Origin of the sequence: Pseudomonas sp. PDNC002 (assembly GCF_016919445.1) — a bacterium.
Taxonomy (GTDB): Bacteria; Pseudomonadota; Gammaproteobacteria; order Pseudomonadales; family Pseudomonadaceae; genus Pseudomonas.
In genome coordinates, this window is sequence record NZ_CP070356.1 from 4,803,737 (window position 1) to 4,825,855 (window position 22,119).

The following is a 22,119-nucleotide window of genomic DNA, read 5'->3' on the forward strand; positions in this document are numbered from 1 at the left end:
TGTTTCCTTAAATTCGGTATCAACTGCGCGTTGGCGTTAAACAGTGAAGGCGTCCTGCAGCAGTTTTTCCTGCTGCTCGGCGTGCATCGAAGCGTAGCCGCAAGCCGGAGCTGCCGAGCCTTCGCGGCCCGCGTATTCCAGGTTGAGACCTTTCTTGTGCGCGGCGATGACACGACGCATATGGTGCTGCGAGCAGAACCAGGCACCCTGGTTCATCGGCTCTTCCTGGCACCAGACGATGTGCTTGAGGTTCTTGTACTGCGACAGTACCTCGGCCAGATCGTCCTCCGGGAAGGGATACAGCTGCTCGATACGAACGATCGCGATGTTCTCGAGACCTTCGGCACGACGCTTCTCCAGCAGGTCGTAGTAGACCTTGCCGCTGCACAGCACGATGCGGTCGACTTTCTTCGGATCCAGGCTGTCGATCTCGTTGATCACGGTCTGGAACGAGCCGTCGGCCAGATCTTCCAGGGTCGAGATGGCCAGCTTGTGACGCAGCAGCGACTTCGGAGTCATCACGATCAGCGGCTTGCGCAGCGGACGGATCACCTGGCGGCGCAGCATGTGGTAGACCTGAGCCGGGGTGGTCGGTACGCAGACCTGGATGTTCTGCTCGGCGCACAGCTGCAGGTAACGCTCCAGACGTGCGGAGGAGTGCTCCGGACCCTGGCCTTCGTAACCGTGCGGCAGCAGCATGGTCAGACCACACAGGCGTTGCCACTTGGTTTCGCCGCTGGTGATGAACTGGTCGATCACGACCTGCGCACCGTTGGCGAAGTCACCGAACTGGGCTTCCCAGGTCACCAGCGCGTTCGGCATGGTGGTGGCGTAGCCGTATTCGAATGCCAGTACCGCTTCTTCCGAGAGGTAGGAGTCGTACAGGCTGACACGCGGCTGACCTTCGAACAGGTTGGCCAGCGGGATGTAGACCGAGTCGTCCTTCTGGTTGTGCAGCGCCGCGTGGCGGTGCGAGAAGGTGCCGCGGCCGACGTCCTGACCGGTCATGCGCACCGGGTGACCTTCGAACAGCAGGGTGGCGTAAGCCAGGTTCTCGGCGAAGCCCCAGTTAATGGGCATGCCACCGGCAGCCATCTTCGCGCGGTCTTCGTAGATCTTCTGCACCTGACGCTGCATGACGAAGCCGTCCGGGGTCTCCAGCAGCTTGGCGGACAGGTCCTGCAAGGTCTTCAGGTCGAAGCGGGTGTCGTGTCGCGCGGTCCAGGCATGGCCGACGTACGGACGCCAGTCGACGAAGAGCTCCTTGTTGGGCTCCTTCACCAGGCTCTTCACCACGTGCTGGCCGTTGTCGAGAGCGTCGCGGTATTCGTCGACCTTCTCCTGGGCCTGCTCGGTGGTCTGCACGCCGGCTGCGATCAGCGCGTCGGCATACAGGTCACGGGTGGTGCGCTGCTTGGCGATCTGCTGGTACATCAGCGGCTGGGTGCCGCTCGGCTCGTCGGCCTCGTTGTGGCCGCGACGGCGGTAGCAGACCAGGTCGATGACCACGTCACGCTTGAACTGCATGCGGTAGTCGACGGCCAGTTGGGTCACGAACAGGACCGCTTCCGGATCGTCGCCGTTCACATGGAAGATCGGCGCCTGGATCATCTTCGCCACGTCGGTCGCGTACTCGGTGGAACGAGCATCGTCCTGGCGGCTGGTGGTGAAGCCCACCTGGTTGTTGATCACGATGTGGATGGTGCCGCCCGTCTTGTAAGCACGTGTCTGCGACATCTGGAAGGTCTCCATGACCACGCCCTGCCCCGCGAAGGCGGCATCACCGTGGATGGAGATCGGCACGACCTTGTCGCCGGTGCCGTCTTTACGACGGTCCTGACGGGCGCGTACCGAACCCTCGACCACCGGGGAAACGATTTCCAGGTGCGAGGGGTTGAACGCCAGGGCCAGGTGGACTTCGCCGCCGGTGGTCATGACGTTGGAGGAGAAGCCCTGGTGGTACTTCACGTCACCGGAGCCCATCTCGACCAGCTTCTTGCCCTCGAACTCGTCGAACAGCTCGCGCGGGTTCTTGCCCAGGGTGTTGACCAGGACGTTCAGACGGCCGCGGTGGGCCATGCCGATGACGATTTCCTTCACGCCGTAGGAGCCGGAGCGCTGGATGATCTCGTCGACCATCGGAATCAGGCTCTCACCGCCTTCCAGGCCGAAACGCTTGGTGCCCGGGTACTTGGTGCCCAGGTATTTTTCCAGGCCTTCGGCAGCGGTCAGACGCTCGAGCAGGTGCGAACGCGCATCAGCGGAGTACGCCGGGCGGCCACGCACGCTTTCCAGGCGCTGGGCGAACCAGTGGCGCTGTTCGGAATCGACGATGTGCATGAACTCGGCGCCGATGGTGCTGCAGTAGGTCTGCTTCAGCGCATCGACGATTTCACGCAGGGTCGCCTCTTCTTTGCCGATGTAAAGCTCACCGGTGCGGAAGGTGGTGTCGAGGTCTGCAGCGGTGAGCCCGTAATGTTCCAGCGACAGGTCGGAGGGAGCGGTACGCACCCAGAGACCCAGCGGATCGAGCGATGCCGCCTGATGGCCGCGCAGTCGGTATGCCAGGATCAGACGCAGGACTTCAACCTGCTTTTTCTCGTGCTCGGTGCTTACGCTGCCAGCGGAAACAGGCGCAGCACGGCGCTGGTTCTTGGCCAGGAGTACGAAATGATCACGGATAGAGGAATGCGAGACGTCGGGGGCGGGATTGCCGTCGGCGGGAAGCTTCTGGAAGTACGTGCGCCACTCTTCTGGCACAGCGTTCGGGTCGTGCAGGTAGAGCTCGTAGAGCTCTTCGACGTAGGCAGCGTTTCCACCGGATAGATGGGCACTGTTCCACATCCGCTGCATTACGCTTTCGTGCATGCTTGGTCACCCTCGGTAAGGGGACTCCACCTGTGGAACCTATGGCGCGAAGTCAAACACAGCGACTTCAAGCCACCGATCCCCGCAGATAGTCCGGGTACCAGCCCGGATGCCCCTGCTGGTCATATATACGTTTTCAAAACAGGACCCCCGCTTTGTGGGCTTGGGTCCTAAGGACTGTACCGCCGGACAATGTTCCGGCGGCACAGGTGTCGCTCTTTCATGATCTGTGGGCGCGAGGCCCGCGGATCAAGTGCCGCTCTGCAGCAGCATGTTACGGATGTGACCGATTGCCTTGGTGGGGTTCAGACCCTTCGGGCAAACGTTCACGCAGTTCATGATCCCGCGGCAGCGGAATACGCTGAACGGGTCATCCAGGCTCGCCAGGCGCGCCTGAGTTTCGGTGTCACGGCTGTCGGCCAGGAAGCGATAGGCCTGCAGCAGCGCGGCGGGACCCAGGAACTTATCGGGGTTCCACCAGAACGACGGGCAGGAGGTCGAGCAGCAGGCGCACAGGATGCACTCGTACAGACCGTCCAGCTTCTCGCGCTCTTCCGGGCTTTGCAGACGTTCGATGGCCGGCGCTGCATATTTGTTCTGCAGGAACGGCTTAACGCTCTCGTACTGTTTGTAGAAGATGCGCATATCGACGACCAGGTCACGAATGACCGGCAGACCCGGCAGCGGACGCAGGACCAGCTTGCCGCCCTTCAGGCCAGCGGCCGACAGGGGGGTGATGCAGGCCAGGCCGTTCTTGCCGTTGATGTTCATACCGTCGGAGCCGCACACGCCTTCACGGCAGGAACGACGATAGGAGAAGCCCTCGTCCTGTTCCTTGATCAGCGCCAGTACGTCCAGGACCATGATGTCCTTGCCGTCGGTATCGACCTGGAAGTCCTGCATGTAGGGTGCAGCGTCCTTCTCAGGGTTGTAGCGGTAAACACTCACTTGCAACATGGCGGGCACCCTTAGTAAGTACGAACCTTGGGTTCGAATGCCGGAACAGTTTTCGGCGCGAAGTTGACGGCACGCTTGGCTACACGTTTCTCACCCGGGAAGTACAGGGTGTGGCACAGCCAGTTCTCGTCATCGCGCTCCTCGAAGTCTTCACGGGCATGCGCGCCGCGGGACTCTTTGCGGGCTTCTGCCGCAATCGCAGTGGCTTCGGCCACTTCGAGGAGGTTCTGCAGTTCCAGCGCTTCGATACGCGCCGTGTTGAATGCCTGGCTCTTGTCGTTGATCTTGACGGTGGCGATACGCTCACGCAGATCAGCCAGCTGAGCGATACCCTTCTGCATGTACTCGCCGGTACGGAACACACCGAAGTAGTTCTGCATGCAGGATTGCAGCTCGCGCTTGAGCGGAGCGACTTCTTCGCCGCTGGTGCGCTCGTTCACGCCGTTCAGGCGCTTGAAAGCGGATTCCAGGTCGGACTCGGAAGCCTGGCGGTGCTCGATACCATCCTTGAGCGCCTTCTCCAGGTGCAGGCCGGTGGCACGACCGAACACAACCAGGTCGAGCAGCGAGTTGCCGCCCAGGCGGTTGGCGCCGTGTACCGATACGCAAGCCACTTCGCCTACGGCGAACAGGCCTTCGATGATCTGCTCGTTGCCGTTGGCATCGGTGGTCAACGCCTGGCCATGAATGTTGGTGGCAACGCCGCCCATCATGTAGTGGCAGGTCGGGATAACCGGGATCGGAGCGACGACCGGGTCGACGTGGGCGAAGGTCTTCGACAGTTCGCAGATGCCGGGCAGGCGGCTGTGCAGAACTTCTTCGCCGAGGTGGTCGAGCTTCAGCAGTACGTGGTCCTTGTTCGGGCCCACGCCGTTACCGGCGATCACTTCTTTAACCATGGAACGGGCAACCACGTCGCGACCAGCCAGGTCTTTCGCGTTCGGAGCGTAACGCTCCATGAAACGCTCGCCATGGGCGTTGATCAGGTAGCCACCTTCACCGCGGCAACCTTCGGTGACCAGTACACCAGCGCCGGCGATGCCGGTCGGGTGGAACTGCCACATCTCGATGTCCTGCACCGGCACACCGGCGCGCAGCGCCATGCCGATACCGTCACCGGTGTTGATCAGGGCGTTGGTGGTGGAGGCGTAGATACGGCCGGCACCGCCAGTGGCCAGGACCACGGCCTTGGAGCGGATATAAACGGTGTCGCCGGTTTCGATGTCGATGGCGATCACGCCAACCACATGACCGTCCTGGTTCTTCACCAGATCGACCGCGTACCACTCATTAAGGAAGGAAGTACCGTTCTTCAGGTTGGCCTGATAGAGGGTGTGCAGCAGGGCGTGACCGGTACGGTCGGCCGCGGCGCAGGTACGCGCAGCCTGGCCACCCTTGCCGAAGTCCTTGGACTGGCCACCGAACGGACGCTGATAGATGCGGCCCTGCTCGGTACGGGAGAACGGCAGGCCCATGTGTTCCAGCTCGAACACGGCTTCCGGGCCGACGGAGCACATGTATTCGATAGCGTCCTGGTCACCGATGTAGTCGGAGCCCTTGACGGTGTCGTACATGTGCCAGCGCCAATCGTCGTTCGGGTCGGCCGAAGCGATGGCGCAGGTGATGCCGCCCTGGGCGGATACGGTGTGCGAACGGGTCGGGAAGACCTTGGTCACCACGGCAGTCTTGTGACCACCCTGGGCCAGTTGCAGTGCGGCACGCATGCCGGCGCCGCCGCCACCAACGATGATGGCGTCGAAGGAAAGAGTACGAATGCTAGCCATGGATCAGTTACCCCAGAGAATCTGCACACCCCAGACGAAGAATGCGAACATGGCCATGCCGCATACTGCCTGGACGAGGAAACGCACGACGGTCGCGGACTTGCCCAGCGCCATCGGAGTCAGGTAGTCGGTGGTGATGGTCCACATACCGACCCAGGCGTGCACGCTCAGGGAAACCAGCGTCAACAGGCTGAAGATCTTCATCAGGCTGTGGGAGAACAGACCATGCCACTCCGCATAGGTGATTCCCGGATGCGCGATCAGGAAGCCCAGCAGGAAGAGAACATAAGCCGCGAGAACGACCGCGGAGACGCGCTGGACCATCCAGTCATAGAGACCCGAACGCGACAAGTTAGTGACGTTAGTTACCATACCCATACCCCCGCCAGAACGATCAGCACCACTGCGACAGCGATGACGATTTTCGAACCACGCTTACCGCCTTCCAGTGTTTCGCCAATACCTGCGTCCATGACGAGGTGACGAATACCGGCTACCAGGTGGTACAGCAGCGCAGACAGCAGGCCCCAAATCACAAGCTTGACCAACGGATGGGTCAGACACGCCTTCACCTGCTCGAAGCTTTCTTCCGAAGCGAGGGAACGATCCAGTGCGAACAGCAGCACTGCGATGCCCACGAACAGAATGACGCCAGAGATACGGTGGAGAATCGACGTGTAAGCAGTGATAGGGAGTTGGATGGTCCTTAGGTCTAGGTTTACGGGTCGTTTGCTATTCACGGCTTTTTTCACACTGAGAGCCCTTCTATGGATCAGGGCTAGTTGTCGGGAGGTGCACTTGTCAGGTACCCATCACCTTCGGGAGTGACAACCACCAATCAAGCTAGGCCGGACGGCCCTTGGCGGCTGGTCGCCGAGTATAGACAGTTAGGCCCCTAATGACAACGGAAAGACCTCCACCTAAGGACTAATTGCCGCACCCCCATAAAAGGCGTAAACAGGCAAATTTTTCCGGCAAAACAGGGGCTTGGAGGAGCCAAACTTCTCCGATTGTGCAAATTGACATTCGGATTTATCTCTCTATAGTGGTGCGGGCCCTGCGTGGGGGGTCGTACAGATGATTTCAAGCATAAATAGGAGGCCATCATGGCTGACAAAAAAGCGCAGTTGATCATCGAGGGCGCTGCCCCCGTCGAACTGCCTGTCCTCTCCGGCACGCTGGGTCCCGATGTTGTCGACGTGCGGGGCCTGACCTCCACGGGTCACTTCACTTTCGACCCCGGCTTCATGTCCACCGCCTCCTGCGAGTCGAAGATCACCTACATCGATGGTGATAAAGGTGTACTGCTGCATCGCGGCTACCCGATCGAACAACTCGCCGAGAAGTCCGACTACCTGGAAACCTGCTACCTGCTGCTCAACGGCGAACTGCCCACTGCCGAGCAGAAGGAAAAGTTCGTCGGCACCATCAAGAACCACACCATGGTTCATGAACAGCTGAAGACCTTCTTCAACGGATTCCGCCGTGATGCGCACCCGATGGCCGTGATGTGCGGCGTGATCGGTGCCCTCTCCGCCTTCTATCACGACTCCCTGGACATCAATAATCCGAAGCACCGGGAAGTCTCGGCGCATCGTCTGATCGCCAAGATGCCGACCATCGCTGCCATGGTGTACAAGTACTCCAAGGGCGAGCCGATGATGTACCCGCGCAACGACCTGAACTATGCAGAAAACTTCCTGCATATGATGTTCAACACCCCCTGCGAGACCAAGCCGATCAGCCCTGTGCTGGCCAAGGCCATGGACCGCATCTTCATCCTGCACGCCGACCACGAGCAGAACGCCTCCACCTCCACCGTGCGCCTGGCGGGCTCCTCGGGTGCCAACCCGTTCGCCTGTATCGCCTCGGGCATCGCTGCCCTGTGGGGTCCGGCTCACGGCGGTGCGAACGAAGCCGTTCTGCGCATGCTGGACGAAATCGGCGACGTATCGAACATCGAGAAGTTCGTGGCCAAGGCCAAGGACAAGAACGATCCGTTCAAGCTGATGGGCTTCGGTCACCGCGTGTACAAGAACTTCGACCCGCGCGCCAAGGTCATGAAGCAGACCTGCGACGAGGTTCTCCAGGAGCTGGGTATCAACGACCCGCAGCTGGAACTGGCCATGAAGCTGGAAGAAATCGCCCGCCACGACCCCTACTTCGTGGAGCGCAACCTCTATCCGAACGTGGACTTCTACTCCGGCATCATCCTGAAGGCCATCGGCATTCCGACCAGCATGTTCACTGTGATCTTCGCCCTGGCACGTACCGTGGGCTGGATCTCGCACTGGCAGGAAATGCTCTCCGGCCCGTACAAGATTGGCCGTCCGCGCCAGCTGTACACCGGCGCCACCCAGCGCGACTTCGTGGACCTCAAAGCCCGCTAAGCGCTACGGTGCATGTGAAAAGGCCGCCTTCGGGCGGCCTTTTTATTGCCATGGCTTTTCTGTAGGAGCGAGCTTGCTCGCGAACAGCCCCGCTGCGAGTTTCCCACGACTCGGTTCGCGAGCAAGAACTGGGCGTCCCCCTCGGTCCTACAAAAACGAAAAAGCCGCCCGAGGGCGGCTTCTTCACGAAAGGGAACGACAGCGCCGATTACTTCTCGGCAGCGCTGCGCAGGCCCTTGAGGGTGTTCATCGGCGCGTCGACCACGAAGCTGTTGGCCAGCCAGGACGGAATGCTGCCACCCGGCTCGGTCTGTACCTGGTAGGTCACTTCGGTCACACCGGCGCCCTTGGGTACCAGCTTCCACTCGCCGATCAGCTTCGGCACGCGGATTTCGCCCTTCTCTTCCGGGATATAGGTCGGCTCGGCCTTCAGGTGACGGATCAGGCCGCCGTCGGCGGTCTTCTCGGTGGTCACGTGGATCACCACGTCGCGGCCGGTCACCGGCCAGGGCATGTCGATCTTCGAGTAAGTCCAGGAATCATCGCCTTCGTGCTTGAGCAGGCGCATCTCGGCGCAGGCGTGGATCCACTTGCAGGAGCCGGCCACGTCTTCCTGCAGGGCGTTGATCTTGGCCACATCGGCCTTGATGTCGACGACGCCACGGTAGGCCTTGTACTTGGAGCCAGCAACGGGGCTGAGGTAGACCTTCACGCCGTCCTCGTCCTTCTCCAGCTTCCAGTCTTCCGCCAGGGCGGTTCCGGCAAAGCCCATCACGGCAGTGGCCAGCAGGGTCATACGCAATACACCACGCATCGTCTTACCTCTCTTTATTCTTGGTCTCGTGGGGGTCGGCAATTGCCGGCGCCCTGTCGCAATCCGCGGTCTTGAGCGGATCGGGGCGTCAGTATGGACCGCGAAATCGTGACTTCCAAGTCACATCAGGCGGCGGTGATACGTTCCCACTCGGTGAGTATCTGCAACGCCTGTTCGTTGCTGCTGCCGCAGGCATCGGCGTCCGCATCGAAGGCCGCACAGACCTTTGGACGCCGAGAGTCGCCGAATAGTTTGCACAGATTGCGCTCATCCAACTGCACACAGCGCACGCCCGCCGGCTTGCCGTCTGGCATGCCGGGGATGGGCGAGGAAATCGACGGCGCTATGCAACAGGCGCCACAGCCGATACGGCATTGCATGGATGATGAACTCTCGACTCGCTGATCATGGGTTGGAGCGCAGCAGCCCCTGCTTGCGCAGCGCCGCTGCCAGGCGTTCGCCGTCGGCAGAACCGGCGCGATAGAACACCGCCGGCTCGCCAATCGGTGCAGGGATTTCGACCGCCCCGCCGGAAGCCACCTCGAAGGTGCTGCCGCTCCACAGGTGCACCCAGCGGCCCTCGGGCAACGCCACGTTCAGACGCTGCACGCCGGGCTCCAGCACCGGGGCCACCAGAAATTGGTCGCCGAGCATATAGCTCGTCGGCATTTCCGCCAAGCTCGCCGGATCAGCGGGGAATTCCAGCCATAGCGGGCGAACCAGTGGCCAGCCATGCCTCGTCGCTTCCTGCATCAGCCGCTGGCGATAGGGCGCCAGCTCGCGGAATACCGTGGCGAAGCGCTGCAACTGCGCCACTGTAGCCGGCGTGCTGTAGGTCTGCACGTTGTCATCCGGGCGATTGCCCTCGTGCGTACGCAACAGGCTGGTGAAGGCGGAAAACTCCATCCAGCGCAGCAACAATTCCTCGCTGCGATGGTAGTTCCTGATCGGGCTGGTGATAGTGGTGTAGCCGCCAGTGTCGCTGTGATTCAGGCTGAAGCCGGACACGCCGCCGGACAGCAGCCCCAACAGCGCACTGTGCAGACCGTCGTCGGCATCCCAGGTCACCAACTGATCGCCCAGCCACAGGCTGGTGGTCAAGCCAGGGCTGTGGCTGTAGGCGGAACGCATGAAGAACAGCAGGTCGCCCGCGCCCTCCTCGTCCACCAGCTGTCGATTCAACTGGGCCCAGAACTCCGGGTATCGATTGTGCACCGCTGCGGCCGGCTCCCCGGAAGCCAGCTTCGCCTCATAAGGCAAGGCCTCGCCAAAATCCGCCATCCAGCCGGAGAAGCCGGCCCCAAGCATTTCCTCGCGCATCACACCGCGCAGCCAATCAGCCGCCTGGGGATTGGTCAGGTCAACCATGCCAGCGCTGAAGCTGGTGTTCTGCAGTTGCAGCGGCTGGCCCTTGGCATCCTGCGTCAGATAGCCGTGCGCCAAGGCCTCGCGGTAGAGATTGCGCGTCGCCCCGCCTCTCTCCGCCGTGTCCACCAGGAAGGGGTTTACATAAGCCAGGCTGCGAATTCCCTTGGCCCGCAAGCCGGCATTGAAGGCCGCCCAACCCGGATAGCGCTCGCCATCCAGCACCCAGTTCCACCACAACTGCTTGCCGAAGCTGGTGGTGCGCTGGCCAACCCAGTCCTGCACCCAGACGCCCGCCATCGGCACCTTTGCCTGCTCCAGCTGATCGACGATGTTGCGTACCCGCTCGGTCCCGCCCTGCAAGCCGAGAATCACGCCCTGCTGCGTCCAGCCCGGCAGCGGCGGCATCCGCCCGACCACCGAGGTATGCGCCTCGATCAGCGCCTTGGGACTGTTACCTTTATAAAGGTGGGCCTGGAGCTTGCCGGCGTGTACCTCGAGCGCTACGCGCTGGTCGTCGCGCAGGTCGAAAACCTGGTACTCCGGAGCCTCGCTGAAGAAAGCATGCAGCCGCGACGTCAGGTAGAACGGCACCGGCGCATAGGTGGTCCACCAGTCGCCGCCGGCACGTGCGGTCAGGTCGGCGGCCATGGTGATGGGCTGCAGGCCACGGCCTACGCCCTGCTCCTGTACCAGGATCGGCAGGCGTCGCCCGCTCAGGTCGAAGCGGGTGAACTGTTCGCCAAAGCCGTGGAACTGCTCGTCGGCCTCTCTCGCCCAGGCCAGGTACAGGCGGTTCAGAGCAGGGTCGCCCAGGCTTGCATCCAGCACCGCGCCGCGCTCGCCATCGGCCCGCAGTGTCACGGTATAAGCGGATCGCCGACCATCGGCGCAGGTCAGCGTCCCCTCGATCAGCAACTTCTCGCCATCAACTCGCACGGCATCCAACTGTTGCTGGCGGCACAGCAGATCGCGGTGTTCGTGGACGAACATCGCGCCGCGATGCTCCTCGGCGTCGACCCGGCCGATGCCGGCCGCGAGAAACCCGCCACGGGTCTGCCACAGCGTCTGCGCCGGATGTTCGCCCGCGCGCAGGGCGAAGGACTCGCCGTCCCAGTCCAGGCGATAGTCGCCCAGGCCCCAGCTCCGCTCGGAGGCCATGGCCGGCGCTACCGTCAACTGCGCCCACACGGGCCGCTGCTGCCACCAGTTCCAGCCCTTCCAGCCGCCGCCCCCCAGCACCAACAGCAGTATGGTGCCGCGCAATACGAACCTGATCATCCCCGCCCCTTGGCTGTCTCATGGCGCATCCAGTAGGCTCAGGCGCAGTCCCCCTCTGGAGCCTCTGCCATGCCGGTCTGGCTGCAAACCGCGTTTCTGCTGTCGCTCTCTAACCTGTTCATGACCTTCGCCTGGTACGGCCACCTGAAAACCCTGAACAGCAAGCCGTGGATCATCGCGGCGCTGGTCAGCTGGGGGATCGCACTGTTCGAGTATTTGCTGCAGGTGCCGGCCAACCGCATCGGCTACACGGTGATGTCGGTGGGGCAGCTGAAGATCATGCAGGAGGTCATCACGCTGGCGGTCTTCGTGCCGTTCAGCGTGTACTTCATGCAGCAGCCACTGAAGCTCGACTATCTATGGGCCGGGCTGTGCCTGCTGGGCGCGGTGTACTTTATCTTCCGCGCCTGAGGCGGACAGGAGCGGCGCACGACGATCTCTGCGACCGATGGCGCCATGGGAAGGACTCTCTTGAACAGAGGCGTCAGGACTCGGACTGATCCTGCAGGCGGGTGATCAGGCTGGAGGTGTCCCAGCGTCCGCCACCGGCGGCCTGCACCTCGGCGTAGAACTGGTCGACCAGCGCGGTGACCGGCAACTGCGCGCCATTGCGGCGAGCCTCGTCAAGGACGATCCCCAGGTCCTTGCGCATCCAGTCCACCGCGAAGCCGAAGTCGAAGCGCCCTTCCAGCATGCTCTGGTGACGATTCTCCAATTGCCAGGACTGCGCGGCGCCCTTGCTGATCACTTCCATCGCGGCCATGCCGTCGAGGCCGGCGCTCTGGGCGAAGTGCAGCGCCTCGGACAGTCCCTGCAGCAAACCGCCTACGCAAATCTGGTTGACCATCTTGGTCAGCTGGCCGCTGCCCACCGGCCCCATGCGCCGCACCATGCGCGCGTAGGTGGCGATCACCGGTTCGGCGCGGGCATAGAGGTCCGCATCGCCGCCGACCATCACCGTCAGGGCACCATTCTCGGCACCGGCCTGGCCGCCGGAAACCGGCGCATCGAGAAAGCCCAGCTCGCGCTCGGCCGCCGCCACCGCCAGCTCGCGGGCGACCTCCGCCGAAGCCGTGGTGTGGTCCACCAGCACCGCGCCGGGCTGCATGCCGGCCAGCGCACCATCCTCGCCCAGCACAACGCTGCGCAGATCGTCATCGTTGCCCACGCAGCACATCACGAAATCGGCCCACTGGGCGGCCTCGCGAGGGGTCTGCGCCGACTGGCCGCCAAATTGCCTGACCCACTGCGCCGCCCGGCTCGCGGTGCGGTTGTAGACGCACACTTCATGCCCTTCGCGGGCCAGATGCCCGGCCATGGGATACCCCATCACGCCCAGCCCGATGAATGCCACTTTCGCCATCGCGATACCCCTTGTCCGTGTAGCCGGTCAGCCTAGCACAGCAGTTTGCCGGTCCCGCAAACGCCTTCCATACTCGATTCGAACCCAACCACGAGCACCGACTATGCCCCACTGGCTGGTGATCGACCTGGAAGCCACCACCGAGGAAGGCGGCTGGCCGGTCGAGGAAATGGAAATCATCGAAATCGGCGCCAGCCTGGTGGCCGAGGCCGACGGCCGCGAGCTGGATCACTTCCAGCGCTTCGTCCGTCCGCAACGGCGGCCGCTGCTGACCACCTTCTGTCGCGAGCTCACCCACATCACCCAGGCCAACGTCGATGCCGCCGCGCCCCTGCACGAGGTCTGGCCGCAGTTTGAACGCTGGCTTGCCCAGCACAGCCCGCGCCTGGTCGGCTGGACCAGTTGGGGCGACTACGACCGCCGCCAGCTGGAACTGGAATGGCGCCGCCAGCGACTGGACAGCCACCTCTCCCGCGTACCCCACATCAACCTCAAGCAGCGCTTCGCCGAAGCCCGCCAGCTCAAGCGTCCGGTCGGGCTGAACGCCGCGCTGCACCTGGCCGGCCTGCACTTCCAGGGCCAGCCGCACCGCGCCCTGGAAGACGCCCGCAACACGGCGCGGCTGCTTCCCCTCGCCCTGCCCATGGCGGGCTGATCGGCCCGCCAATCACTGACCGCCCGGTCGCCTGAACCGCTCTAGTGACGAGCCCTGCGCCCTTGGGCATACTGGCGGGCCCTTTTTCACCCCTCTAGCAGGAGAAGCCCATGTTCAAGGTCAACGAGTACTTCGACGGCACCGTCAAATCCATCGCCTTCGACATGACCGCAGGCCCCGCCACCATTGGCGTAATGGCCCCCGGCGAATACGAATTCGGCACCAGCCAGCTGGAGGTGATGCACGTTGTCGCCGGCGCGCTGACCGTCAAGCTGCCGGGCAGCGACAGCTGGGAAACCTTCGAAGGCGGCAGCAACTTCACCGTGCCGGCCAACAGCAAGTTCCAGCTGAAAGTCGCCCAGGACACCGCTTACCTCTGCGAATACCGCTGAGTTCGGCTGTTCCATGAAAAACCGGCCCTGGTGGCCGGTTTTTTGTTGCCCGCGCCTAACGCCGGGAGAGTTTCCTTGATCCCGTAGGAGCGGACCTTGTCCGCGAAGCTCCTGTGGGGGATTTCGCGGACAAGGTCCGCTCCTACGAAAAGCAGGTGTGCAAGCCGGACTCCAGATCAGCGCGCAAGCCGCCGTTCCTCTCCGCAATGAACACCAGCCGCGATCCCTGCGCCGCCTCGGCCACCGTGGCCGGCCGCAGTTGATAGCGCCCACCCACGTACTGCAGCCACAACGCATCAAACTGACCCGTCAGGCGAATCAACCCCTTGAGCCGCAACAGCCCACGCGGCAAGGTCTCCAGCCAGTTTTTCAACCGCGCGCCGTCGAAAATCGCCTCGCCCTGCCAGCTCCAGCTCTCGAACAGATCGCCATGGTCGACACGCTCCTGCGCGCCGGGCCGCAGCTTGCGCGACGGCTCGCCCAGCAACAGTTCATCCGGAATCCGCGCCTGGATCGTCTCCAGCACCCGCGCGCCACGGCCAAAGCGGGCGCGCTGGGCACTCCGTTCCTCGGTATCCAGCAGGTCGCACTTGTTCAGCAGCAACAGGTCCGCAGCGGCTGCCTGCATGCGCTCCAGCCGTGCATATTCGCCTTCCAGGGGTTCGCGGCGAGCGCCATCGACCACGGTCAGTACCGCGTCCAGGTGCAGGCGACGACGCAGTTTCGGGTAGCCCAGGGTCTGCACGATGCGCTGCGGATCGGACACGCCACTGCACTCGATCACCACCTGTTCCAGCGGCGGATGCATATTGGCCAGGCGCTCCAACTGCGCCAGCAGGTCGTCCTGCACGGTGCAGCAGATGCAGCCGTTCTCCAGGCTGTACACCGCCTCGGTCTGCTCGGCGATCATCCCGGCATCGATGTTGAGCTCGCCGAAGTCGTTGACGATCACCGCCAGGCGCCGACCTTCGCAGCGCTCCAGCAGGTCACGCAGCAGCGTGGTCTTGCCGGCGCCGAGAAAGCCGGCGACCACCGTTACCGGAATGCTAGCGGCGTTCATGCGTTGACACCTTCGATGCGCGGCGGCTCGCCCTGCCACACCGCCGCCAGGGCGGTATCGCTGAACTCGCCGAGACGGTCGTAAACCGGCCGGCCCTCGACGAAGGTCAGCTGCACTTCGGTGCGGTGGATGAAGTTGCGTGCCGGCTGCTCGAAGAGGTTGCGGTCGAGCACGATGAAGTCCGCCGACTTGCCCGCCTCCAGACTGCCGGTCAGGTGCTCCAACCCCATGGCGTAGGCGCCATTGAGGGTCGCCACCTTGAGCGCCTGCTCCAGAGTGATCGGCTCGCCGAAGCAGGCCGGGTCGTCGTTCCACGGGTTCTGCCGGGTGACCAGGGTTTCCAGCGCCAGCCAAGGGTCGATGGATGCCACTGGCCAGTCGGTGCCGAACACCGCGGTGCCGCCGGCGGCCAGCACGCCCTTGAAGTCGTAGATGCGCTTGAGGCGGTCGGGACCATAGCCGGAACGTGCGCCGCTGGCGAAGGGCGTCGGGTACCACGCCGCCGGGGAGAATTCGGCGATCACGTCCAGTTCGCGGAAGCGCTTGAGGTTGCCCGGATGCAGGATGGTGCTGTGCGCGCACTGGTGGCGCACGCCGCTGAAGCCGTTGCGCCGGCGCGCCTCGGCCACGGCATCGAGGAACACGTCGGACGCCGCATCGCCGGTGCAATGGGCAATCACACGGATGCCGCGGCGATCCATGTCCACCACCATGTCGGTGATGTGCTCCGGCGTCAGGTTCAGCTTGCCGCGCCAGGCGTCCTCGCCCGGCCAGGGAGTAATAAGGAAGGACGAGCGCGGCTCGACGGTGCCGTCGAAGTGGAACTTCACCGCGTTGGCCGACAGCCGTGCGCTACGGTAGTAGTGGCGTTCGCCGCTGAGCAGCTCCCAGCGGCGGCGCACCGGGAAGATGTCGTCCTGCCAACTGATCGCCGCCTCTACCCGCAGGGTCAGCTGTCCGGCGTCGTCCAGGTGCTTGAGGGCGTCCAGGCGGTTCTCGCAGACATGCAGGTACTTGGCGGCGGTGACCCCGCGTGAGCTCTGGAAGTGCACGCCATCGCGGTAGGACTGGCGCAGCACCTTGGCCGGGGTTGGCGGCATGGCCGCGTGAATCAGCGCGTAGGCGCCGTCGATCATCAGGCCGTCGGGCTCGCCAGTCAGCTCGTCGCGCTCCAGGTAGCCGTTGCGCGGGTCCGGCGTATTGGCATCGATGCCCGCCAACTCCAGCGCACGGGAGTTCACCATCATGGTGCCCCACATGCGGTCCAGCAACGCCACCGGGCGGTCGGGAATCACCGTGTCGAGCCAGTCGCGGCCCGGCTTCAGCCCGGCTTCGCGGAAGGTGTAGCGGACCCAGTATTGGCCGTAGATCCAGCCGTCGCCGGGGTGACTGGCGGCGTAGTCGTGGATGGCCTTGGCCAGTTGCTCGGGCGTCGGGTCCTCGATGCCGACATCGAGGTCATCGGCATAGCGCGGCGCCAGGGCCAGGTCCGGGTGGGTGTGCATGTCGTGCAGGCCGGGCATGCAGAACGCGCCTTCGAGGTCGCGCACCAGGGTATCCGGGCCAACCAGGTGCTCCATGTTTTCGCGACGCCCCACGGCCAGCAAGCGACCATCGCGGATGGCCACGGCTTCGGCCCAGGGCTGTGCCGGGTCGAGCGTGTAGAAGCGGCCGTTGTGCAGGAGCAGCTCGGCGAAGCGGGTCATCGGGGAGTTGGAGGAGCGGAATTGATCCGGAGCGGTCATGGGGAGCCCTTCTTGTTCTTGTCCGTGAGGGCAGTATAGGGCTCGGCTTTTCGCCACCGACTAGCATAAGATGACAACTCACTAGCACAAAACGACAAGATTCCAGGGATAAAGGCACCGCCATGCCCACTGCATCCTTCGACATCGATTACGCCGCCCGCCAGTTGTTCCGCCACTTCCTCGATGAATGGCGCGCACGCCCTGCGCTGCCGGCCGTGACGCCACTGCTGGGCGGCCTGGGCCTGCCACCGACGGCAGAAGCAGCCGCCGCCGAGATGAACTTCGCCCGCTACTACCGCCTGCTGCAACAGGCCGCCGGGCTGCTCGGGCCCAGCGACTTCTTCCTGCGCCTGGGCCAGCGCTACAACCTCTACGACCTCGGGGTGATCGGCTACGCGCTGATCAGCGCGGCCAACCTGCGGCGCTCCTGGGACATCTCCCTCGGCCAGCCGTCGAGCCTGATGCCCCATCCGATCCATACCCACCGCGAGGAAGTCGGCGATCACATCCGCCTGACCCTGCAGCTACCGCCCTTCAGCGAAGTGGAGCGCATCGCCCTCTGCGAGGAATGGCTGAGCAGCACCTGGCGCTGGTTGTGCCAGCGCCTGCCGGATCTGGAGCACTGTGCCGACATGCAGTTGCACCTGCCCTACTCGCCGCCTGCCCACGCGGCGCTCTACGATGAGCTTTTCCCCGGCCCGTGCCATTTCGCTGCCGAGCACGCCGAGCTGTGGATTCCCCGCGCCTTCCACGACCAGCCCTTCTCCACCGCGAACCCGTCGGTGACCCGACTCTGCCAGGCCCAGGGCGCCGCCACGCTTGCCAGCTTCGAGCGAGGACCAGCGTTGCCGGACGACGTACGCTTCTACCTGCTGCAGAACGCACGCATCCCGCTGCCGGACCTGGAGCAGACCGCCGCCTGGCTGCGCCTGCCGCCGCACACGCTGCAACGTCGGCTGCGCGAGCATGGGCAGACGTTCAAGGGAATCGTGCTGGAGGTCAGGATGGCGCTGGCCCAGCGTTACCTGCTGGCCAGCCGGATGGCGTTGCAGGAGATTGCCTTCCTGCTGGGGTACGAGCACGTGACCAGCTTCCACCGGGCTTTCCAGCGGTTCACCGGGACGACGCCGGAGCGGTTTCGTGCCGCGGGTGGGATTTCGATTGGGTGAAGCGATCGCGGACAGAGTCCGCTCCTACGAGACGCCTCCATGATTGGGTCAGCCCTCACCCTAACCCTCTCCCATGGGGAGAGGGGATCGTCCGGTGCAGGATGAAACCATTGGCTCGAACTGCCCCCTCTCCCTATGGGAGAGGGCCAGGGTGAGGGGATGCATAGGTACGGACATAGGTACGGACTTCCCTGAAGAAGCCAGTTGCTCCTACGCGAAGGTTGGCTCTCGTAGGAGCGGACTCCGACCGGGATGGTCTCAACGGAGCGCTTAGGCTTCCTTCTCGCAATTGATCATCCACGGCACCCCGAAGCGATCCTCCAGCGCACCGAACAGTTCGGCCCAGAAGGTCTGCCCCAGCGGCATGGTGACCTTGCCGCCCTTGCCCAGCGCCTCGAAGATGCGCCGGGCCTCGGCCTTGGTGTCGACGTTGAGGGTAATGGACACGCCCTTCACGCCGTCGTACTGACCGCACTCGGGCGAGGCATCCGAGCCCATCAGGACATGGCCGCTCACCTCCAGGCGGGCATGGATGATGTTGTTCTTCAGCGCCTCGGGCATGCCCTCGCAGCCCGGCGCATCGGAGAAGCGCATCAGCGCCGGCAGCTCGCCGTGCAGCACCTCGGCGTAGTAACGGAAGGCTTCTTCGCAGTTGCCGTCGAAGACCAGGTAGGCATTCATCAACATGGCGGTATCCTCAGGATTTACTGGCGATTTCGGCGCGCAGGCGTTCTTCCTGCTCGCGCAACTCGGGAGTGAATTCGCAGCCAAAGTCCTCGGCCTCGAAGATCTGCCGGATTTCGATTTCCGACTGCCCGTCGAACGGATTGGGCGAGCGCTTGACCCAATCGATGCACTCCTGCAACGACGCTGTCTGCATGATCCAGAAGCCGGCGATCAGCTCCTTGGTCTCGGCGAAGGGGCCGTCGAGCACCTGCCGCGACGCGCCATCGAAGCGCACCCGCGCACCCTTCGAGCTGGGATGCAGCCCTTCGCCGGCCAGCATCACGCCGGCCTTCACCAGCTCCTCGTTGTACGCTCCCATGGCGGCGAGCAGCTCTTCCTTGGGCATTACACCGGCTTCGGAGTCGGCGGTGGCTTTGACGATCACCATGAAACGCATGGTATTTCTCCTCTTATCATTATCAGCGTGGCGGCCGGTTGCTTCCGGTTCCTGACGAATAGTCGAAGGGCGTGACGGCAGATCGACAAGCCGCGGAAAAATTTTTGCAAATGGAAACGGGGGCTCTGAGCATAGGTCGGCGAAGGCTACCAGGCGGCGGTATAGGAAATTTCTCTATGGACGCCCGGCATCAGCGCCATTAGAACGTGCCGTCCAGCGACAAGTGGAAACACGCCATGTGGGTGCAACTGATCCCTGTGATCGAAATGTTCTACCTGATCGACTCCGTTCCGGTGCCGGCAAAGGGGCCGCACTGGGAGCATGTGGAGCACTGGAGGGACTACCATGCGCGCAATCTGTCGGCCAACGGCTTCAGCGCCCAGCTCTCGCCCTATGCGCCCGGCAGTGCGTTCTATCGACTGCCGGACCTGACCTACGCGGACCTGGAGAAACTCATCGGCCTGCACTGCGCCGCAGCGCTGGAAGGCTCCGCGAGCTGGGACGAAGTCGGTCCACTGTTCGGCGGCTATGTCCTGCGCATCGATGGCACGAATGTCCTTTACCCGCAGTGCTGCAGCGACCTGTGCGACATCGAGAGCTGGAGACGCATTGCCGAGGGAACGGGCTCCTACCTGTACAGCGGTCATCCGTCGCCGATCATCGCCATCGACGGGCAGACCGCTACCTTCGACTTCAGTGTGGAAAAGCAGGGCGAAGTCTTCTGCCCTCCTCCGCCCTGCTCCTCGGTATCCGTCCCACTCGCCGCGCTGGCGGACGCCGTGCAGGGCGCCGAGCTGGAACTGAACTCCTTTGCCGCCCGGCTGGAATGGCTGAATGTCGACAGGATGCTGAAGATTCCCGATATCAGCGCCGCACTCATTCACGGCCGCCAGCACTGACATTCTGGACAGCCCCGGCCACAGTCCCTAGATTCGGCCTTTTCGCACTAGACGGAGCATCGCCCCCATGAGCCTGGAATCGGTTCGCGCCTTCTTCGCCGAAAAGGCCCCCGACATCGCCATCATCGAGCTGGAAACCAGCACCGCCACCGTTGCCCTGGCCGCCGAGGCCCACGGCGTGGAGCCGGGGCGGATCGCCAAGACGCTGTCCCTGCGGGTCGGCGAGCGCACCGTGCTGGTGGTGGCGCGCGGCGATGCGCGGCTGGACAACCGCAAGCTCAAGGAAGCCTTTGGCGGCAAGGCGAAGATGCTCGGCGCTGAGGAAGTCGTGGAGCTGACCGGACATCCGGTGGGCGGGGTCTGCCCGTTTGGCCTGGCGACGCCGTTGCCGGTGTATTGCGATGTGTCGTTGCAAGCGTTCGACGAAGTGCTGCCGGCGGCTGGGGCGGTGCACAGCGCAGTCCGGATCGGGCCGCAGCGTATGGCGGAGCTGGTGGCGGCGGATTGGATCGATGTCTGCCAGGAACAGGCCTGACACCGGCGCCGGCCTTGCCGGCGGGTCGCGGATAAGATCCGCTCCTACAGGGTGAGTCCGGCACGGCCAATGGTCGTGCGCCACCTGGGGTGCTCGGGGGTCTTCCCCGGGGGCTCGGGGTCTTCCCGGGGCGGGTCTTCGTAGGAGCGGACCTTGTCCGCGAAATCCATCGCGAAGGAATCCATTCCAACCGGGAAACACCAGTGCATCGCGCCTGCAGATTCGCCGAAGCCTTCGGCGCCTGATTCCTTGCCCTGCCCATCCCAAACATGACCCTCCCTAGCATGGGCAATCCCTGCTCCGGCACTGTTGCTCCAGCAACACACGCCCAACACTTTGCTGTTTGCCCAGCGCCTAAACTGTTGGACAAAAACATCAAACCGTTGATTTATAAGATATTTCAATTCCGGCACAGCTTGTGCAATGACCTGGACAGACAGGCCCGAACACCGGGCCGATTCATCTGCCCCGAGGTCGCTGTACTGCCATGTCCCAACTCCCCGAATCCGTCCACTACGACATCCGCGAGCCGAACGCCCAGGTAATTACCTCCGACGCCGAGGCCATCGACGTCGCCCACAAGGTCGCCGCCTTCCTGCTCGAAGGCGCCGCCGAGCGCGACCGCAACCGCGAAGTCCCGCCGGAAGTCGTCGAGGTCTACTCCAACAGCGGCCTGTGGGGCATCAGCGTGCCGCGCGCCTTTGGTGGCGCCGAGGTGTCCTACGCCACGCTAGCGGAAGTCATCGCCATCATCTCCGCCGCCGACCCGTCGCTGGGGCAGATTCCGCAGAACCACTACTGCCTGCTGGAGGACATCCGCCTGCAAGGCAGCGACGAGCAGAAGCGCTTCTTCTTCGACCTCGCGCTCAAGGGCAACCGCTTCGCCAACGCGCTGTCGGAAACCGGCGGCAAGACCGTCCAGGACATCCAGACCCGCCTGCGCCGCGACGGCGACCATGTCGTGCTCGATGGCCGCAAGGGCTACTGCACCGGCTCGCTCTACGCCCATTGGCTCGGCGTGCTGGGCCTGGACGAACAGGGCAACGCCCAGCTCGCCTTCGTGCCGCGCGGCACGCCGGGGCTGGTGATCGTCGACGACTGGGCGAGCATCGGCCAGCGCACCACTTCCAGCGGCACCGTGCTGGTGGAAGGCCTGCGCGTACCGGCGTTCAACGTCTTCCCGACCCACCGCTCCTACGACGTGCCGACCCTGGCCGGCCCGTTCGCGCAGATCACCACCGCCGCCATCGATGCCGGCATCGCCCGCGCCGCGCTGCGCGACACCATCGCCTTCGTTCGCGAACAGGCGCGCCCGTGGATCGACGCCGGCGTGGAGAAGGCCAGCGAAGATCCGCTCACCATCATCCAGGTCGGTGAACTGGGCATCCGCATCGAAGCCGCCGATGCCCTGCTGGAACGCGCCGGCAAGGTGATGGACGCCGCTCGCCCGGCGCCGGACGAAGACAGCGTGGCCCGCGCCTCGGTCGCCGTGGCCAAGGCCAAGGTGTTGACCACCGAAGTCGCCATAGACGCCTCCAACAAGCTGTTCGAGCTGGGCGGCACCCGCTCCACCCTCGCCCGCCACGCCCTCGACCGCCACTGGCGCAACGCCCGCGTGCACACCCTGCACGACCCGGTGCGCTGGAAGTACCACCTGGTCGGCAACTGGCTGCTCAACGACAAGCGCCCACCGCGCCACGACTGGAACTGAGGCCATCG

At 63.8% G+C, this 22,119-nt stretch carries 21 protein-coding genes; 8 read left to right on the plus strand and 13 right to left on the minus strand.

Annotation, left to right across the window (positions count from 1 at the left end; genetic code table 11):
- Nucleotides 1–36: 36 nt before the first annotated feature.
- The 5 genes from JVX91_RS21670 to sdhC all read right to left on the minus strand — a co-directional run bounded on the left by JVX91_RS21670 (nt 37) and on the right by sdhC (nt 6,361).
- Nucleotides 37–2,868 carry a 2-oxoglutarate dehydrogenase E1 component gene (locus JVX91_RS21670; protein WP_205336194.1) on the minus strand — a complete coding sequence of 944 codons (2,832 nt, stop codon included), beginning with the start codon at nt 2,866–2,868 and terminating at the stop codon, nt 37–39.
- A 249-nt stretch (nt 2,869–3,117) separates the two neighbouring features.
- Complete coding sequence (locus JVX91_RS21675; RefSeq protein ID WP_024765470.1) at nt 3,118–3,825, minus strand: succinate dehydrogenase iron-sulfur subunit; 708 nt, start codon at nt 3,823–3,825, stop codon at nt 3,118–3,120.
- An 11-nt stretch (nt 3,826–3,836) separates the two neighbouring features.
- Entirely contained in the window at nt 3,837–5,609 is a 1,773-nt protein-coding gene (gene sdhA, locus JVX91_RS21680; protein ID WP_054907941.1) for a succinate dehydrogenase flavoprotein subunit, read from the minus strand.
- A 3-nt stretch (nt 5,610–5,612) separates the two neighbouring features.
- On the minus strand, nt 5,613–5,981 hold the full coding sequence (gene sdhD / locus JVX91_RS21685; RefSeq protein WP_024765472.1) for a succinate dehydrogenase, hydrophobic membrane anchor protein: 369 nt from the start codon (nt 5,979–5,981) through the stop codon (nt 5,613–5,615).
- Nucleotides 5,975–6,361 (minus strand): succinate dehydrogenase, cytochrome b556 subunit, encoded by a 387-nt coding sequence (gene sdhC / locus JVX91_RS21690; RefSeq protein ID WP_167523168.1) that lies wholly within the window; start codon nt 6,359–6,361, stop codon nt 5,975–5,977. The genes sdhD and sdhC overlap by 7 nt, the downstream gene beginning before the upstream one ends.
- Nucleotides 6,362–6,715: 354 nt before the next feature.
- Between sdhC and gltA the strand changes: the two genes are divergently transcribed.
- A complete protein-coding gene (gene gltA / locus JVX91_RS21695; protein ID WP_045208034.1) occupies nt 6,716–7,999 on the plus strand; it encodes a citrate synthase in 1,284 nt (427 codons plus the stop codon).
- A 208-nt stretch (nt 8,000–8,207) separates the two neighbouring features.
- On the opposite strand, the gene JVX91_RS21700 is transcribed toward gltA, so the two are convergent.
- From JVX91_RS21700 to JVX91_RS21710, 3 genes are all read right to left on the minus strand, one after another.
- Entirely contained in the window at nt 8,208–8,813 is a 606-nt protein-coding gene (locus JVX91_RS21700) for an START domain-containing protein (RefSeq protein WP_205336195.1), read from the minus strand.
- 125 nt (nt 8,814–8,938) lie between these two features.
- On the minus strand, nt 8,939–9,193 hold the full coding sequence (locus JVX91_RS21705) for a YkgJ family cysteine cluster protein (RefSeq protein ID WP_054907940.1): 255 nt from the start codon (nt 9,191–9,193) through the stop codon (nt 8,939–8,941).
- A gap of 25 nt (nt 9,194–9,218) precedes the next feature.
- Nucleotides 9,219–11,459 (minus strand): alpha-glucosidase, encoded by a 2,241-nt coding sequence (locus JVX91_RS21710; protein WP_205336196.1) that lies wholly within the window; start codon nt 11,457–11,459, stop codon nt 9,219–9,221.
- 69 nt (nt 11,460–11,528) lie between these two features.
- Between JVX91_RS21710 and JVX91_RS21715 the strand changes: the two genes are divergently transcribed.
- Nucleotides 11,529–11,870: a DMT family protein gene (locus JVX91_RS21715; protein WP_017518056.1), complete on the plus strand. Its 342-nt coding sequence runs from the start codon at nt 11,529–11,531 to the stop codon at nt 11,868–11,870.
- Between the two features lie 73 nt (nt 11,871–11,943).
- On the opposite strand, the gene JVX91_RS21720 is transcribed toward JVX91_RS21715, so the two are convergent.
- Nucleotides 11,944–12,828 carry an NAD(P)-dependent oxidoreductase gene (locus JVX91_RS21720; RefSeq protein ID WP_345890297.1) on the minus strand — a complete coding sequence of 295 codons (885 nt, stop codon included), beginning with the start codon at nt 12,826–12,828 and terminating at the stop codon, nt 11,944–11,946.
- Nucleotides 12,829–12,925: 97 nt separating this feature from the next.
- On the opposite strand from JVX91_RS21720, the gene JVX91_RS21725 reads away from it, so the two are divergent.
- Entirely contained in the window at nt 12,926–13,477 is a 552-nt protein-coding gene (locus JVX91_RS21725) for an exonuclease domain-containing protein (RefSeq protein WP_205336198.1), read from the plus strand.
- Between the two features lie 110 nt (nt 13,478–13,587).
- On the plus strand, nt 13,588–13,869 hold the full coding sequence (locus JVX91_RS21730) for a pyrimidine/purine nucleoside phosphorylase (RefSeq protein WP_024765480.1): 282 nt from the start codon (nt 13,588–13,590) through the stop codon (nt 13,867–13,869).
- 142 nt (nt 13,870–14,011) lie between these two features.
- Here JVX91_RS21730 and JVX91_RS21735 read toward each other — a convergent pair whose 3' ends face one another.
- Both JVX91_RS21735 and JVX91_RS21740 read right to left on the minus strand, forming a co-directional pair.
- The gene (locus JVX91_RS21735; protein ID WP_205336199.1) at nt 14,012–14,929 is read right to left on the minus strand and encodes a GTP-binding protein; all 918 of its coding nucleotides are present in this window, start codon (nt 14,927–14,929) and stop codon (nt 14,012–14,014) included.
- On the minus strand, nt 14,926–16,674 hold the full coding sequence (locus JVX91_RS21740; RefSeq protein ID WP_205336200.1) for an amidohydrolase: 1,749 nt from the start codon (nt 16,672–16,674) through the stop codon (nt 14,926–14,928). Before JVX91_RS21740 ends, JVX91_RS21735 begins: the two co-directional genes overlap by 4 nt.
- 122 nt (nt 16,675–16,796) lie before the next feature.
- Here JVX91_RS21740 and JVX91_RS21745 point away from each other — a divergent pair, with 122 nt between their 5' ends.
- Nucleotides 16,797–17,843, plus strand: a complete 1,047-nt coding sequence (locus tag JVX91_RS21745; protein ID WP_205336201.1) for an AraC family transcriptional regulator — start codon at nt 16,797–16,799, stop codon at nt 17,841–17,843.
- 270 nt (nt 17,844–18,113) lie between these two features.
- Here the strand turns inward: JVX91_RS21745 and JVX91_RS21750 are convergent, their stop codons facing one another.
- Together JVX91_RS21750 and JVX91_RS21755 are read right to left on the minus strand one after the other, a co-directional pair.
- Nucleotides 18,114–18,530: a VOC family protein gene (locus JVX91_RS21750; RefSeq protein ID WP_205336202.1), complete on the minus strand. Its 417-nt coding sequence runs from the start codon at nt 18,528–18,530 to the stop codon at nt 18,114–18,116.
- Between the two features lie 10 nt (nt 18,531–18,540).
- Nucleotides 18,541–18,966 (minus strand): YciI family protein, encoded by a 426-nt coding sequence (locus tag JVX91_RS21755; protein WP_205336203.1) that lies wholly within the window; start codon nt 18,964–18,966, stop codon nt 18,541–18,543.
- A gap of 236 nt (nt 18,967–19,202) precedes the next feature.
- On the opposite strand from JVX91_RS21755, the gene JVX91_RS21760 reads away from it, so the two are divergent.
- The 3 genes from JVX91_RS21760 (at nt 19,203) to JVX91_RS21770 (ending at nt 22,111) form a co-directional block, all read left to right on the plus strand.
- Nucleotides 19,203–19,865, plus strand: a complete 663-nt coding sequence (locus tag JVX91_RS21760) for a hypothetical protein (protein WP_205336204.1) — start codon at nt 19,203–19,205, stop codon at nt 19,863–19,865.
- 67 nt (nt 19,866–19,932) lie between these two features.
- Nucleotides 19,933–20,400, plus strand: coding sequence for a YbaK/EbsC family protein (locus JVX91_RS21765; RefSeq protein WP_205336205.1), 468 nt, complete (start codon nt 19,933–19,935; stop codon nt 20,398–20,400).
- Nucleotides 20,401–20,887: 487 nt separating this feature from the next.
- Nucleotides 20,888–22,111, plus strand: a complete 1,224-nt coding sequence (locus tag JVX91_RS21770; protein WP_205336206.1) for an SfnB family sulfur acquisition oxidoreductase — start codon at nt 20,888–20,890, stop codon at nt 22,109–22,111.
- The last annotated feature ends 8 nt before the right edge of the window (nt 22,112–22,119 follow it).

Coding starts and splice junctions, on each gene's coding strand:
- JVX91_RS21670 (WP_205336194.1), bottom strand. CDS start 2,868: ATGCACGAAAGCGTAATGCAGCGGATGTGGAACAGTGCCCATCTATCC.
- JVX91_RS21675 (WP_024765470.1), bottom strand. CDS start 3,825: ATGTTGCAAGTGAGTGTTTACCGCTACAACCCTGAGAAGGACGCTGCA.
- sdhA (WP_054907941.1), bottom strand. CDS start 5,609: ATGGCTAGCATTCGTACTCTTTCCTTCGACGCCATCATCGTTGGTGGC.
- sdhD (WP_024765472.1), bottom strand. CDS start 5,981: ATGGTAACTAACGTCACTAACTTGTCGCGTTCGGGTCTCTATGACTGG.
- gltA (WP_045208034.1), top strand. CDS start 6,716: ATGGCTGACAAAAAAGCGCAGTTGATCATCGAGGGCGCTGCCCCCGTC.
- JVX91_RS21700 (WP_205336195.1), bottom strand. CDS start 8,813: ATGCGTGGTGTATTGCGTATGACCCTGCTGGCCACTGCCGTGATGGGC.
- JVX91_RS21705 (WP_054907940.1), bottom strand. CDS start 9,193: ATGCAATGCCGTATCGGCTGTGGCGCCTGTTGCATAGCGCCGTCGATT.
- JVX91_RS21710 (WP_205336196.1), bottom strand. CDS start 11,459: ATGATCAGGTTCGTATTGCGCGGCACCATACTGCTGTTGGTGCTGGGG.
- JVX91_RS21715 (WP_017518056.1), top strand. CDS start 11,529: ATGCCGGTCTGGCTGCAAACCGCGTTTCTGCTGTCGCTCTCTAACCTG.
- JVX91_RS21725 (WP_205336198.1), top strand. CDS start 12,926: ATGCCCCACTGGCTGGTGATCGACCTGGAAGCCACCACCGAGGAAGGC.
- JVX91_RS21730 (WP_024765480.1), top strand. CDS start 13,588: ATGTTCAAGGTCAACGAGTACTTCGACGGCACCGTCAAATCCATCGCC.
- JVX91_RS21735 (WP_205336199.1), bottom strand. CDS start 14,929: ATGAACGCCGCTAGCATTCCGGTAACGGTGGTCGCCGGCTTTCTCGGC.
- JVX91_RS21740 (WP_205336200.1), bottom strand. CDS start 16,674: ATGACCGCTCCGGATCAATTCCGCTCCTCCAACTCCCCGATGACCCGC.
- JVX91_RS21745 (WP_205336201.1), top strand. CDS start 16,797: ATGCCCACTGCATCCTTCGACATCGATTACGCCGCCCGCCAGTTGTTC.
- JVX91_RS21750 (WP_205336202.1), bottom strand. CDS start 18,530: ATGTTGATGAATGCCTACCTGGTCTTCGACGGCAACTGCGAAGAAGCC.
- JVX91_RS21755 (WP_205336203.1), bottom strand. CDS start 18,966: ATGCGTTTCATGGTGATCGTCAAAGCCACCGCCGACTCCGAAGCCGGT.
- JVX91_RS21760 (WP_205336204.1), top strand. CDS start 19,203: ATGTGGGTGCAACTGATCCCTGTGATCGAAATGTTCTACCTGATCGAC.
- JVX91_RS21765 (WP_205336205.1), top strand. CDS start 19,933: ATGAGCCTGGAATCGGTTCGCGCCTTCTTCGCCGAAAAGGCCCCCGAC.
- JVX91_RS21770 (WP_205336206.1), top strand. CDS start 20,888: ATGTCCCAACTCCCCGAATCCGTCCACTACGACATCCGCGAGCCGAAC.